This window comes from Bacillus sp. 105MF (assembly GCF_000374885.1).
GTDB lineage: Bacteria > Bacillota > Bacilli > Bacillales > Bacillaceae_G > Bacillus_A > Bacillus_A pseudomycoides.
The window spans coordinates 221,580-235,187 of sequence record NZ_KB895567.1 but is presented as its reverse complement, the minus strand read 5'-3'; the positions used below and the strand labels follow the sequence as shown (position 1 = coordinate 235,187).

20 protein-coding genes are annotated in these 13,608 nt (G+C 34.8%); 13 read left to right on the top strand and 7 right to left on the bottom strand.

The annotated features are described in order from the left end of the window. The first annotated feature begins 240 nt into the window (after window positions 1–240). Window positions 241–477 (top strand): hypothetical protein, encoded by a 237-nt coding sequence (locus C564_RS36675; RefSeq protein ID WP_018764783.1) that lies wholly within the window; start codon window positions 241–243, stop codon window positions 475–477. Here C564_RS36675 and C564_RS0106465 read toward each other — a convergent pair. Then, window positions 474–866: a DUF1885 family protein gene (locus tag C564_RS0106465; protein WP_018764782.1), complete on the bottom strand. Its 393-nt coding sequence runs from the start codon at window positions 864–866 to the stop codon at window positions 474–476. The genes C564_RS36675 and C564_RS0106465 overlap by 4 nt on opposite strands. 135 nt (window positions 867–1,001) lie before the next feature. Between C564_RS0106465 and C564_RS0106460 the strand changes: the two genes are divergently transcribed. The 4 genes from C564_RS0106460 (at window position 1,002) to C564_RS0106445 (ending at window position 2,006) form a co-directional block, all read left to right on the top strand. Continuing rightward, a complete protein-coding gene (locus tag C564_RS0106460) occupies window positions 1,002–1,298 on the top strand; it encodes a DUF3055 domain-containing protein (protein ID WP_003199960.1) in 297 nt (98 codons plus the stop codon). Between the two features lie 193 nt (window positions 1,299–1,491). After that, a complete protein-coding gene (locus C564_RS0106455) occupies window positions 1,492–1,620 on the top strand; it encodes a GapA-binding peptide SR1P (RefSeq protein ID WP_003199961.1) in 129 nt (42 codons plus the stop codon). Between the two features lie 61 nt (window positions 1,621–1,681). Beyond that, complete coding sequence (locus C564_RS0106450; RefSeq protein WP_018764781.1) at window positions 1,682–1,813, top strand: GapA-binding peptide SR1P; 132 nt, start codon at window positions 1,682–1,684, stop codon at window positions 1,811–1,813. A 64-nt stretch (window positions 1,814–1,877) separates the two neighbouring features. Next, complete coding sequence (locus tag C564_RS0106445) at window positions 1,878–2,006, top strand: GapA-binding peptide SR1P (RefSeq protein ID WP_006095810.1); 129 nt, start codon at window positions 1,878–1,880, stop codon at window positions 2,004–2,006. 35 nt (window positions 2,007–2,041) lie between these two features. Here the strand turns inward: C564_RS0106445 and C564_RS0106440 are convergent, their stop codons facing one another. Together C564_RS0106440 and C564_RS0106435 are read right to left on the bottom strand one after the other, a co-directional pair. Beyond that, a complete protein-coding gene (locus C564_RS0106440; protein WP_003199676.1) occupies window positions 2,042–2,872 on the bottom strand; it encodes a protein-glutamine gamma-glutamyltransferase in 831 nt (276 codons plus the stop codon). Between the two features lie 75 nt (window positions 2,873–2,947). Continuing rightward, a complete protein-coding gene (locus tag C564_RS0106435) occupies window positions 2,948–4,420 on the bottom strand; it encodes an aminotransferase class I/II-fold pyridoxal phosphate-dependent enzyme (protein ID WP_016116071.1) in 1,473 nt (490 codons plus the stop codon). A gap of 686 nt (window positions 4,421–5,106) precedes the next feature. Here C564_RS0106435 and C564_RS0106430 point away from each other — a divergent pair. Next, window positions 5,107–5,376 carry a UPF0223 family protein gene (locus tag C564_RS0106430; protein ID WP_003199680.1) on the top strand — a complete coding sequence of 90 codons (270 nt, stop codon included), beginning with the start codon at window positions 5,107–5,109 and terminating at the stop codon, window positions 5,374–5,376. Between the two features lie 80 nt (window positions 5,377–5,456). On the opposite strand, the gene C564_RS0106425 is transcribed toward C564_RS0106430, so the two are convergent. Continuing rightward, entirely contained in the window at window positions 5,457–6,083 is a 627-nt protein-coding gene (locus tag C564_RS0106425) for a YktB family protein (RefSeq protein WP_018764780.1), read from the bottom strand. Between the two features lie 207 nt (window positions 6,084–6,290). Here C564_RS0106425 and C564_RS0106420 point away from each other — a divergent pair, with 207 nt between their 5' ends. Beyond that, complete coding sequence (locus C564_RS0106420; RefSeq protein WP_001250169.1) at window positions 6,291–6,479, top strand: hypothetical protein; 189 nt, start codon at window positions 6,291–6,293, stop codon at window positions 6,477–6,479. 88 nt (window positions 6,480–6,567) lie between these two features. Then, window positions 6,568–7,359, top strand: coding sequence for an inositol monophosphatase family protein (locus C564_RS0106415; protein WP_018764779.1), 792 nt, complete (start codon window positions 6,568–6,570; stop codon window positions 7,357–7,359). Between the two features lie 44 nt (window positions 7,360–7,403). Here C564_RS0106415 and C564_RS0106410 read toward each other — a convergent pair whose 3' ends face one another. Continuing rightward, window positions 7,404–7,583: a DUF5325 family protein gene (locus C564_RS0106410; protein ID WP_000400124.1), complete on the bottom strand. Its 180-nt coding sequence runs from the start codon at window positions 7,581–7,583 to the stop codon at window positions 7,404–7,406. 140 nt (window positions 7,584–7,723) lie between these two features. Between C564_RS0106410 and typA the strand changes: the two genes are divergently transcribed. The 3 genes from typA (at window position 7,724) to C564_RS0106395 (ending at window position 10,410) form a co-directional block, all read left to right on the top strand. Continuing rightward, complete coding sequence (gene typA, locus C564_RS0106405; protein WP_006095807.1) at window positions 7,724–9,568, top strand: translational GTPase TypA; 1,845 nt, start codon at window positions 7,724–7,726, stop codon at window positions 9,566–9,568. Window positions 9,569–9,817: 249 nt separating this feature from the next. Beyond that, on the top strand, window positions 9,818–10,120 hold the full coding sequence (locus C564_RS0106400; RefSeq protein WP_018764778.1) for a YlaH-like family protein: 303 nt from the start codon (window positions 9,818–9,820) through the stop codon (window positions 10,118–10,120). Window positions 10,121–10,134: 14 nt separating this feature from the next. Continuing rightward, a complete protein-coding gene (locus C564_RS0106395) occupies window positions 10,135–10,410 on the top strand; it encodes a hypothetical protein (protein ID WP_018764777.1) in 276 nt (91 codons plus the stop codon). A 36-nt stretch (window positions 10,411–10,446) separates the two neighbouring features. Here the strand turns inward: C564_RS0106395 and C564_RS0106390 are convergent, their stop codons facing one another. Beyond that, window positions 10,447–10,647: a YlaI family protein gene (locus tag C564_RS0106390; protein WP_016116066.1), complete on the bottom strand. Its 201-nt coding sequence runs from the start codon at window positions 10,645–10,647 to the stop codon at window positions 10,447–10,449. A 142-nt stretch (window positions 10,648–10,789) separates the two neighbouring features. On the opposite strand from C564_RS0106390, the gene C564_RS0106385 reads away from it, so the two are divergent. Continuing rightward, a complete protein-coding gene (locus C564_RS0106385; RefSeq protein WP_003199697.1) occupies window positions 10,790–11,245 on the top strand; it encodes a pyridoxamine 5'-phosphate oxidase family protein in 456 nt (151 codons plus the stop codon). Between the two features lie 277 nt (window positions 11,246–11,522). Continuing rightward, complete coding sequence (locus C564_RS0106380) at window positions 11,523–12,851, top strand: PhoH family protein (protein WP_018764776.1); 1,329 nt, start codon at window positions 11,523–11,525, stop codon at window positions 12,849–12,851. Between the two features lie 131 nt (window positions 12,852–12,982). Here the strand turns inward: C564_RS0106380 and C564_RS0106375 are convergent, their stop codons facing one another. Beyond that, window positions 12,983–13,480 (bottom strand): hypothetical protein, encoded by a 498-nt coding sequence (locus C564_RS0106375; protein WP_006095802.1) that lies wholly within the window; start codon window positions 13,478–13,480, stop codon window positions 12,983–12,985. Window positions 13,481–13,608 lie beyond the last annotated feature (128 nt).

Here is a 13,608-nt window from a genome sequence, read left to right as displayed (position 1 = left end):
CAGTCAGTAAAATATTATATCACAATTATAGAAATATAAAGAGTTTAATCTTGCTATAATTATCTGTTTAATGGAAGTTCTTTGCTCTCATATGTAAAATCTTTTTTAAAAGAAGAAGCATCCTAGCTGTCCTTTAGATTTTGGACAGCTAGGATGCTTCTTACGTATATTATGTAATGATTTTTTTGAAATGCCCATATATATTGTAATAAACTAGGACATATGAAAGGGGGCAACGACTTGAAAATATCACTTGTTTCGATCTTTCATTTTATTATATGGGGCGGGTTTTCATTAGTGTTATTATTATCAAATCGTGATAAAGCACATTACAAAGTATTACTTTTTTTTATATTTTTTTATTTAGCTTATGTTATTGCACATTTTATGTTGCACTCCAGAAAAGAGGCAGTTTGTTGCACCATTGGAAATAGTATGTTCTTTTTTTTCATTAAATATCTCTTTTTCACAGGTTAGCGTTTATAAAAATACATTGTTCTTCCATTAAATAACCTTAATTCACCTTCTAATTTCTTGGCTAAAAAACGGCAGAATTCATTCGCTTTTCCTTTATCTCCAAATGTGGCAGTAGAAGGTAAGGAGATTTGAACGAAAGCTTGCTCGTTTTCTATTCCAACCCCCACATAAATAGAATTATATCGATTATGACTAGATTTTAGCTCAAGTGTAGTATCAGACGTATCAAGTATTTCGTATGGAAATGCCACGTTAGTATATGCATAGCTAACTTGCACACCGGTTTGGGAAGTAATTTCTTTATAATAACGAAAAAGTTGTTTTACATCTTCTAATGAGATAGCTTGTTGTTTAGATTTAGGTACAAGTTTAATAAATGCATGTTGCATAAAGATTTTCCTCCTGACGTAATATATATATTTATTTTAACACTGTTGTAAATTTTTTGACAATTAAAAAGGGATCATTCCTCGTTTTGTTTAATATATACAAGTAGAAAGTGTTGTGAAGAAAGGAGGGAGTAAATGTTTGAAAAATTGTATGATGAGCATGAAAGTGTGAAGGTACGATTTCTAGGATTTATGACACATGAGAACCGTTATGACTTTGGGGTCATTTATACAAATATGTTTTTTGGGAAACCTCTTGTCGTGTGCATGCAAACAGGGAGAGCAACTCTACTAGGACAAGATGATGTAGATAATGTTCAACATTTACAACAGGTCTTTAAATTACAATCGGAGGAGGAGGCGGATGATTTAGCACAGTTCTTTAAGTTTCTTGTACCACCTACTTCTTTACATGCTGAATATGAAGAATAAACAAATGGGAACAGTCGTACTTATTAAGATATGACTGTTTTTTTGTTATTGTCTCATACTAATGTAAAATAAAATTTTTAATGTGTTATACTAAAAACCTATTGACGTAAAAAGTATAACATATTAAAATGAAGACAGAAAGTTAAGCGGTTACAAAAGTTTTTGGGATTATAAACTTAGGGGGAAATAAAAAATGGGAACAATCGTATGTCAAGATTGTGAAAGTACAATTGCACACTTCGAGGATGAGAAAGTAACGGTACTTTACGGGAAATGTGAATTTTGCGGATGTGATCACAAGGAGCATACAAAAGCCCAATAATATATAGGAATCTTGCAGCTGAAAAAGTTTTTAGGACCATAAACTTAGGGGGAAATGAAAAATGGGAACAATCGTATGTCAAGTTTGTGAAGGAACAATTGCACACTTTGAAGATGAAAAAACAACAATACTTTATGGGAAATGTGGATCTCATTGTGAATGTGATCATAATGAACATACAAAAGCCCAGTAATATATAGGAAGTTTATGAATATAAAGATTTGAAACTATAAATGAAACTCAGGGGGAAATAAAAAATGGGAACAATTGTATGTCAAGCTTGTGAAGGAACAATCGCACACTTTGAAGATGAAAAAACAACAGTACTTTACGGGAAATGTGGATCTTGCGGATGTGATCACAAGGAGCATACAAAAGCCCAATAATTAAAAAGGCGCCTGCACATCTGCAGGCGCCTTTTTTAATAGATTGTAGTTGTATGACCAACCGTTGCAACAATTGCATCGTCCCTGATGGGAATAAATTTGAGTGTTGTTTGTAGATTATTAACAGAAGTATGTTGACTCATAAGACGGCTATCTATTCGTGTAATAAAATCTGTTAAATATGCTGAGATAAAGGCATAAGGAATTCTTCGTTCATTTAATAAATAAATGATTTGTTCTTTTGTTTGTACTCCTACACCGTGCCCATAAAAAAAGAAATTGCCTAAATAAATGGCATTCTCTCCTTGCCACTCAACCGAAGCTGGATTTACTTGTGGGTTTTTAAAGTAAACAAGATCGCCAGGAACGATATCCCCACCGGTTTTTGTCACCAGTTTTAAATCTTGATCATAATCCCATGTATATAGTAGAAGGTTTGCGAATAAGTGATTAAAGATTTGGTCATCATATAGAGCTAAAAGTGCTTTGTAAAAAATAATAATCATTGCTGTTGCACATTCTGTTCCGTATTTTTTTCCGTTTTTAAAAATATCTCGTATCGCGACGGAGGGTGGTACATTTGGGAGTAGTTGAAACCCTCCCAGTGGTGTCCTTTGCCAAAATTCAGGGTTACAATAGGACTCTTGGAATGTACGGAATTGAAGTCCGCTTTGAAAGAGTTCTAAGGCAGATGTAATAATATGAATTCGTAAATTTAGATCGAAAATGAGTTCATCAGCCGTTCGGAATGCATATACTTCTTGATTTCCAGCCATAATGGCTAATATTTGTTGTTTCTCAGTAGCGAACGGTTCGTTTTCACTCGTGATATAAGGATGTACAATAGAACGACCAATCACAATCATAACTGTATCCCCACCTATACGTTACATTCTTTAGTATGGTATGAGTAAAAGAAAAAATGGTGAAAAAAAAGCCTATCAAATGATAGGCTTATATTCTTTAATAACGCGTAATGTTTGTAATGTCATGTCTTCGGGACCTTGTACTGGCAGACCCGCTTCTAAATTTTTATGAATGTAATCTAAGTTTTCTTGTGTAATAATTTCACCTGGAGTAAAGATTGGAATCCCTGGTGGATAAACCATTACAAAATCAGCTATAATGCGGCCAGCAGCATTTTCAAATGGGATGACCTCTGTCTCTGAATAAAAAGCATCTCGAGGAGAGAGGGCAAGTACAGGGATTTCTGGAATTTCAACTTGTACTTGAACACCTTTGTCCGCTCTATCTTTAAATGTAGTTGCTAGTTTTTGTAAGGCCTGGATGAGAATGTTGGTTTCATCCTCTGTATCCCCTAATGTAACGAGGCATAAAATGTTATATAAGTCCGAAAGCTCGACTTCAATGTTGTAATGTTCTCTTAACCATAATTCTGCCTCATGACCTGTAATACCTAAATTTTTGACAGATACAATCAGTTTTGTTGGATCATAACTAAATGTTGCATCCGTACCTAACATTTCTTTACCAGGGCAGTATAGGTTTTCAATCTTATTTACAGTATTGCGGACATGTTCAGCTAACTGAATTGTTTTTGTGATTAATTCTTGTCCTTCAGTCGCAAGGCGTTTTCTGGCAACATCTAAAGAAGCCAATAGAATATAAGAAGTTGATGTTGTTGTAAGCATGCTAATAATAGATTGGACATGTTTTACATTCACAAGACCTTCTTTTACATTTAAAATAGAACTTTGTGTTAAGGATCCTCCTAATTTATGGACACTTGTTGCTGCCATATCTGCACCAGCTTGCATGGCTGACATCGGTAGTTCCTCATGAAAATGAATATGAACACCGTGAGCTTCATCTACTAATACAGGTATATCGTAGGAATGAGCTAATTTTACAATTTGTTGTAAGTCTGCAGCAAATCCGAAATACGTTGGGTTAATAACAAGTAATCCTTTTGCATCTGAATGCTCCTCAAGTGCTTTTTTTACAGATTGAATCGTAATCCCGTGTGAAATACCGAGCTTCGGATCAATTTCAGGATGAATGAAAATTGGTTTTGCACCTGAGAAAATAATGGCTGACATTACAGATTTATGAACGTTTCGTGGTACAAGGATTTTATCACCTGGGCCACAAACGCTCATCACCATTGTCATAATTGCACCGCTTGTTCCCTGGACGGAAAAGAAAGTATGATCTGCACCGAACGCAGTCGCTGCTAAGTCTTGAGCCTCTTTAATCATACCTTTTGGATGATGTAAATCATCGAGCGGCGCGATATTAATTAAATCAATTGCTAATGCATTATGCCCAATAAATTCGCGAAACATAGGATCCATTCCTTGTCCTTTTTTATGACCTGGGATATGGAATTGAATTGGATTTCGCTTACTGTGCTCTACTAAAGCGGTAAACAATGGTGTTTTGTATTGGGACAATCTATACACCCCTTCTTCTTCGTAATATTTATTATGAATTGTTTTATGTTTATCTTGTTCAATAAGAAAGTTATTTCCCTTGTATAGTTATATAACCGTCTATAAGAACTTGAATTGTTCTACTTACCATTCAAAAATTTTGTCATGGAAGCTTCACTTTATTTTCAATAAAACAAAAGCATTATATCACCAATGATTATATATGTATAGGGAAAATTATTATTTTTATTATATGCATAATTAGTAGTAAGTTTATTCTTTTATTCGTAGGTAGGAAGCTCTTGGCCCAAGGTTCAGAGAAAACGAAGAGATACGTCGAATCCTACAGATAGAGTTATATTTCATCCTATTAGTTGCAGTCAATAATATCTACCTCTTAAAAATCAGTGAAAGCAAAGAAATTAGGTGGGGGATAGAATGTACGTAAAAGCCCGATTGATCAGGGCTCATAATTAGTGAAGAATGCGAAAGAAATGATTGGAATTTCACTTTATCAGTGGTTCAGTTTCAAACAAGAAAGAAGACATATGTCTTTTATTGCTCTGTTGTCTTCAGTTATGAAGGGAGACAATTCCATAATAAAAGAGAAATAGTGTATAATGCAAAGTGGCTATAGCAAAGAAGGTTGAAAGTTTTATTTTTAAGGTAGCATAATGGTAGAAAATAAAAATGGATGAGGTGTACATATGGAATATCAATATCCACTTGATTATGATTGGTCAAATGATGAGATGATTGCAATCGTGACATTCTATGAGGCAATTGAAAAGGCATATGAAAAAGGTATTGTTAGAGAAGAATTGATGAGATTATATCGTCGTTTTAAAGAAATTGTACCGTCGAAAGCAGAAGAGAAGAAAATTGATAAAGAGTTTCAAGAGGTAAGTGGTTACTCTATATATCGGGCAATTCAAAAAGCGAAAGAAGTAGAAGAACAAAAGATTGTAAAAGTGTAAAAATATTTTGAAAATTTAAATTCAAAGTGCTATAATGGGATAACAACTAAAAACGGACAATGTACATTGTCCGTTTTCTACTATCGATTACAAATTTTATATAAAGGAAGGAGTGATTGCATCGTAGCTTCAACCTTTGTAAGAAATTGTTCATCAGTAAGTGTTGAAAATTCTTCTGGTGAGATGTGAATACCTACTAGTAACTCTGCTTTTTTTATAGTGGCTAAGCGTTCAATCATTTTTTGTAATTCATTTGCTTCAAGCATGTTATGCGGTTTTACACCTGGTTTAGTATGGTCAATGGACCAAACGAAGTCATTTGGTATATTTGTTTTTAAATCATTTAAATGTCCTAAGAAGGCATGAGCCGCTTCCACTTTCTGTGGACACTCATAGATTAAACCAAAGTATATGAAAGCGTGGGTTCCCCATAAACCGATTTGAAAATGTGGTAACATTTTATAACCGCGTTTATTTGTTGAAAAAGCAACCCAAGTATCGTTTGGTGGATTGACTTTACGACGTGCGTGTTTCGCTACATGATAGAAGAAAGCTTCACCAGTTTGTTCTGATAAATAATGAGAAAATTGTTCGCCTAGAGCTTCTAATTTAGGATGAATGTTTGTTTTAATAGCATTCATTCGCTCTTCAAGGCCATCAACAGAAAAGACTGCAAAGTCCTTTTCTTTAAATGTTTGTAATGTCATGACTGTTCCTCCAACTCCTAGTTTGTTTTTAATTTTAGCATAGCTTGTACTATTCATAAAAAAATCAGCATAAAAAATTTACGTAAAAAAATATAATTATGTTGCATAGATGATTTATCCAACATAATATAGTATAAAACAAAAAAATCAGAAAATTAAGTTAATTACAGTCCAAGGGCAGACGAATATTGGGAGGAGGCAATAAAAATGAGACAGGTGATTAATGCGTTAAAGAGAACAGATGCTGAAAAAAGAATTCCGGTGCTAAGATTGGAGTTAGATTATGAATTAGCAACGCTATACGATGCAATGATGGAAAATGATAATCAGAAAAAAGAAGAGTGCGTGCAAAAATTAGAAGTACTAAGACTTGAAATGATTCGTTTAGAAGCGTAATAATAGTATATGTATGAAAAATAAGTTGGTGCGAACCTTATAAAGGGTTCGTTTTTTCTGTGAACAGTATAGATCGGAGTGTTTAAACATGCAAGAGGTATGGAAAGAAATCGATACAAATGCAAAGCAGTGGATTCGAGAAGCTGGCGAGCGTTTAATGGCATCATTGCAAAAGACACTTATTGTAGAGACAAAATCAAATGCAGCTGATTTAGTAACAAATATGGATCGAGAAACAGAACAGTTCTTGATTGGGAAAATTAAACAAACATTCCCAGATCATTATATTTTAGGAGAAGAAGGGTATGGAGATGAGGTTGCTTCTTCGGATGGAGTTGTTTGGTTAATTGATCCAATTGATGGTACGATGAATTTTGTTCATCAAAAAAGAAACTTTGCGATTTCAATTGGCATTTATGAGAACGGTATCGGAAAAATCGGTCTCGTCTATGATCCGGTTCATGAAGAACTGTATCATGCTGTAAAAGGTGAAGGAGCTTTTTGTAATGGTACATCCATTCCTACTCTTGAGAAAAGTACAGTGGAGCATGGAATAATTGCGTTAAATGCAACTTGGCTCACTGATAATCCATTACTTAATATGGAGAAAATGATGCAGCTTGTGAAATTGGCAAGAGGGACACGATCATATGGATGTGCAGCGCTAGAAATGGTCTATGTTGCAACCGGAAGATTGGATGCTTACGTGACGCCACGATTATCTCCTTGGGATTTTGGCGGTGGAATGATTATTGTAGAAGAAGTTGGTGGTAAGGTGACGACATTTGCTGGCACTACTCTTTCTATCGTGGAAAAAAGCAGTGTATTAGTTGCGAAGCCGGGAGTATATGAAGAGCTACTACCATTTGTATCACAGTAACAAAAAAAGTAAGAGGCCAAGAAGTAGCTTCTTACTTTTTACTGTTACTGTGATTTGCGCATTTTGCGTTTTGTTATAAATCCATATCCAACTGTAACAAATGTGCCAATAATGCAAATAATAATACCGATGGGACTATTTTCAGCAATCATAATTCCAATGCCAATTAAGAAAATAACACCGATAATAGCCGTTAATAAAAAGCGATATTGAATGTGTTCCATATCTTCACCCTCCAATTTCATTTTACTTTCACAAAAGTAAGAATACAACTATATTTTCATTCTTGATTTTATTTTGATTGCCATTGTATCACCTTCGCTCTTATAATAGAGAAGGATTAAAAAGACACTAGGAGTTGGACATGTTGAAAAAACGACAAGATTTACGCAATATAGCAATTATCGCCCACGTTGACCATGGTAAAACAACACTTGTTGACCAATTATTACGTCAAGCGGGGACGTTCCGTGCAAATGAGCACGTAGAAGAGCGTGCAATGGATTCAAATGATTTAGAAAGAGAACGCGGTATTACCATTTTAGCGAAAAATACAGCGATTCACTATGAAGATAAACGAATTAACATTTTAGATACACCTGGACACGCTGACTTCGGTGGTGAAGTAGAGCGTATTATGAAAATGGTTGATGGTGTTTTACTTGTTGTTGATGCATACGAAGGTTGTATGCCTCAAACACGATTTGTTTTAAAGAAAGCATTAGAACAAAACTTAACTCCGATCGTGGTTGTAAACAAAATTGACCGTGACTTTGCTCGTCCTGATGAAGTGGTTGACGAAGTAATTGACTTATTCATTGAGCTTGGTGCAAACGAAGATCAATTAGAGTTCCCTGTTGTATTCGCATCAGCAATGAATGGAACAGCAAGCTTAGATTCAAACCCAGCAAATCAAGAAGAGAATATGAAATCATTATTTGACACAATCATTGAACATATTCCAGCACCAATTGATAATAGCGAAGAGCCACTTCAATTCCAAGTAGCACTTCTTGATTACAATGACTATGTTGGCCGTATTGGGGTTGGCCGTGTATTCCGCGGTACAATGAAAGTAGGACAACAAGTAGCATTAATGAAGGTTGACGGAAGTGTGAAACAATTCCGTGTAACTAAATTATTTGGTTACATTGGATTAAAACGCCAAGAAATTGAAGAAGCAAAAGCTGGAGACTTAGTAGCTGTTTCAGGTATGGAAGACATCAACGTTGGTGAAACAGTATGTCCAGTTGAGCATCAAGAGGCATTACCATTACTACGTATCGATGAGCCAACATTACAAATGACATTCCTTGTAAATAACAGTCCATTTGCAGGTCGTGAAGGTAAATATATTACATCTCGTAAAATTGAAGAGCGTCTTCGTGCACAGCTAGAAACAGATGTAAGCTTACGTGTAGATAACACAGATTCTCCTGATGCATGGATTGTATCTGGACGTGGAGAGTTACACTTATCAATCTTAATTGAGAACATGCGTCGTGAAGGATATGAATTACAAGTATCTAAACCAGAAGTAATTATTAAAGATGTTGATGGTGTAAGATGTGAGCCTGTAGAGCGTGTACAAATTGACGTGCCAGAAGAGTATACTGGTTCTATTATGGAGTCAATGGGTGCACGTAAAGGTGAAATGTTAGATATGGTGAATAACGGAAACGGTCAAGTTCGTCTTACGTTTATGGTTCCAGCACGTGGCCTAATTGGTTATACAACAGAGTTCTTAACTTTAACACGTGGTTACGGTATTTTAAACCATACATTCGATAGCTATCAGCCAGTACATGCTGGACAAGTTGGTGGACGTCGCCAAGGTGTTCTAGTTTCACTTGAAACAGGAAAAGCATCACAATACGGTATTATGCAAGTTGAAGACCGTGGTGTAATCTTCGTTGAACCAGGTACAGAAGTATATGCAGGTATGATTGTTGGGGAGCATACACGTGAGAATGATTTAACAGTTAACGTTGTAAAAATGAAACAACAAACTAACATTCGTTCTGCAACAAAAGACCAAACGTCAACAATGAAAAAACCTCGTATCATGACATTAGAAGAGTCATTAGAATACTTAAATGACGATGAGTACTGTGAAGTAACACCAGAATCAATCCGTCTTCGCAAAAAGATTCTTGATAAGAGCGAGCGCGAAAGAGCTGCTAAGAAAAAGAAATCTGTAGAAGCGTAAAAGATAAAGCTGCCTTTTCATTAAAAAGGCAGCTTTTTTAATTTATTTATTTTTCGAAAATTTAATCTTTTGTCTAGACAGTATTTTTTCTACAAGGTAATCTTATAGTAGACAACATAGAATTTAAAAATTAAGAAGTAAGACGCTGCTAGTTAGTTGAATGAATTTGGCCGATATGGATTATTTTCTATCTTTATTTTAGATAGGGGGATTTATATTCATCTTTGCTAGATGAAGGGGAGAAGTATAATGCTAGAGAGAATGTCATTTTTTGCAAAGTTATACAATGTAGATGTGAATCCAGAAGTAGGGATGTGGCAGCTTTACGGTACAATGATTATACTAAGTGCACTCGTATATAATTTAGGATTTGCTAGGAAGTTACCGTTACTAAAAAACATTGTGATTTATATATCCTTAGCAATTGGATGTACAGTTTTAACTTTTTTGGGAGTGTTTTTACCAGTAGGAGAAGGACTTGTTGTGACAGCGATTGTATTCGGTATTTATAGATTACGCTTACGCCAAGCAAAGCAACAAAGAGTGGGTTAAAGGGGGGATGTTTCATGCGTTCTGTACAAGATGCATTATATAATTGGCTAACAATTAAAACTGTCGCGGAAGCACGCCCGCATGATGCAGCTGCGCAAGAAACATATTTACTGTTTCATAACATGTTACATGAAGATCATCAATTAAGAGATATAACGGTGGAAAAAAAAGAAGATATGTATTTGGTTACATATGAACAAGAAGGAGAAAAACAATCTATAAGATTTCCGATAGAGCTTATAGATTGTTTCTTAGATCAAATGAAACGAGAGCCGGAGAAATATAAATAAGCCCTCATCTGAATGATTAAGGACTTATTTGATAGTTTACCACTCATCTTCTATAGTTTTATCACGATATAAGTGGAAATTTCCAGTTGCATGGCGTTCCATTGTACGTTCTGCAATACGTTCTGTGCATTCCATGCACATATATGTATGAATAGGACGGTTACGAAGCCTTTTGGCCATAGGATTTTCGTCATCTAACTCTTCTTTTTTATCACAAAGCATGCATTTGACTCTCATTTCGTCACCTCAATACAAATTCTATCGATATAAGTATATCATGTAAATTTGATATTTTTGAACTATAGGGGGAAAAAATAATATTTTCGCAATTCGAAAAATAAGTTATCATTAAGATAAATAAAATTTTGGAGGTGGAAATATGGCAAATGTAGTAGAACCTACATTGACAGATTCTTTAGTTCAATCTTTACGTGAAGGACGTATTATAACAATTGCAACAATTGATTTTGAAAAGGCTGTTCCGAATGTAAGTGCTATTTCATGGGTATATGCAATAAATGAGACAAGTATTCGATTTGCGATTGATCAACGCTCTCGTATTGCGGAAAATTTGCGCCATCATGCAGGGATTGTACTCACTGTAATGGCAAATGAATCTGTATTTTCCATTAGCGGTGAAGCAAAGATTTTAAAGGAGAGATTGGATGGCAGTCCACTCAAATTAACTGCAGTAGAAGTATCTGTTCAAGAAGTACGTGATGTTATGTTTTATGGAGCAAAGCTTGCTTCGGAACCAACATATGAAAAAACATATGATCCTCGTGCTGCTGAAACACTTGATAATCAAGTGTTAACGGCGATGAAAGAATTGTAGAAAAGTGGATGAACACTATGGTTGTTCATCCTTTTCTGCTATTTTAACCTGAGTGAATAAGGAATCTTTGCTGCATGTTAGAATATAAATTTTGACGAATGAATACGATACCTAGTTATGAATGAGAAAAATGATTAAAAAAAGTTTTAATTTATATGAATTTCGATTCTGCCTCGTTAATACATTACATATAATTATAACAATGGTTCGTCCATATCATGATTATGGATGAAACCCTTGTTCTACAAATTTAAAAGTGGAGTCAGGGGGTAACAGGTTGGATAAAATTTATGTGTTAGATACGAATGTACTTTTGCAGGATCCTTTATCTATTTTTTCTTTTGAAACAAATGAGGTAGTGATTCCAGCAGTTGTATTAGAAGAGGTTGATTCGAAAAAACGCTACATGGATGAAGTCGGACGAAATGCTCGTTATGTATCTAAATTGATAGATAAATTTCGCGAATTAGGAAAACTGCATGAGAGTATACCCCTTGAAAATGGAGGGACATTTCGTATTGAATTAAACCATCGCTCATTTGTTCAACTGCAAGATATTTTTGTTGAAAAAACAAACGATAATCGTATTTTAGCTGTTGCGAAAAATTTATTCTTAGAAGAGCAAGAGAAAGAGAATGGAAAGTCTGTCATTTTAGTAAGTAAAGATGTACTTGTGAGAGTAAAAGCAGATGCTCTTGGTTTACAAGCTGAAGATTATTTAAGTGATCGTGTAATTGAAGTAGAAAATATATATTCAGGTTTTTTAGAAGGTTACATATCAAAAGAACAGCTCAATTATTTTTATGAAAAAGGAGAATTTCCTTTATCGGAAATTGCAAATCATCCATTTTATCCAAATCAATTTATCGTGATGAAAGATGCATTAGGTGGTTCTAGCTCTGCACTTGGAATTGTTGATTATTCAGGGAAAAAAGTGAAGAAACTTATTTTTCATAATGAGCAAGTTTGGGGAATACGCCCACGGAATGTGCAGCAAATTATGGGATTAGAATTGTTGCTTCGTGAAGATATTCCACTCGTAACGTTAACAGGGAAAGCAGGAACTGGTAAAACATTACTCGCGTTAGCTGCTGGTCTTATGCAAACGGAGGATTTAGGATTGTACAAAAAACTCCTTGTTGCTCGGCCGATTGTTCCAGTTGGTAAGGATATCGGATATTTACCAGGAGAAAAAGAAGAAAAGTTAAGACCGTGGATGCAACCAATTTTCGATAATCTAGAGTATTTATTTAATACAAAAAAACCAGGCGAATTAGATGCGATTTTAGCGGGTATGGGTTCAATTGAAGTAGAGGCGCTTACTTATATACGAGGACGAAGTATTCCAGATCAATTTATTATTATTGATGAGGCGCAAAATTTAACGAAACATGAAGTGAAAACAATATTAACAAGGGTTGGAGAAAAAAGTAAAATTGTATTAATGGGAGATCCACAACAAATTGATCATCCTTACTTAGATGAATATAATAATGGTTTAACGTATGTTGTAGAGAAATTTAAAGAACAAAAAATTAGCGGACATGTAAAGTTTGTAAAAGGAGAGCGTTCTAATTTAGCACAACTAGCAGCGGACTTATTATAAAGTGAAACTTTAATCAGTGAGGGATTTCATCAGCCGAAGTCTAACTGTTTTGCTGTTGTTAAATTTTGAGGTGGGAATACTTCTGACCGCAAAGAGTGGAAAAAAAGGAGTGGCTTTTGCCTACTCCTTTTTTAAATAATTGTAAACTTACGGATATTTCGAATTGGATTGTTTATATTAGAGCCGTCACCAAAGTAAAGGTGGACAGGTCCATCTTCTCGTAATGGTTTTCCATCTTTTGAAAATCCAAGAATAACATTGTTTGCTTCTTCTAATGAAAGTGTGATTGAATCATGCAATGTGTGGATTTCAACATGTGTTGCTTCAGCTGTAATTTCAGCATTTTTGAAAAAGGGATGAAGTGGTATGCCAAACGTTCCTGTAATAAGCTGTTCCTTTTTAAATTTTTTTACGCTTTTTTGAATAGGTGGAAAAGCGGCACCATCACGGATTTCACGATCCCAATGTTCGGAAGTGTGTTTGAGATAGTCTTCTAATTCTGATTTTTCTTCTTTCGTTTCGGTGAAGTAAGTTGTTAAATCTACTTTTCGATCATCAAAAATCCAAACGCTTGGGTCAAGTGTGATCGGAAAGCGTACTTTTCCATTTATAAATAAAATTTCACTCATTGTTGTTCCCCCATTTGTATTATGCTCCCACTTTTCAGTATAATAGCATTAGACACGATTGTCACAAAAAATGTTTCTATTGCAATTTATTAAAACTATCGCTAATATTAATAGATAGGATAGAAGAG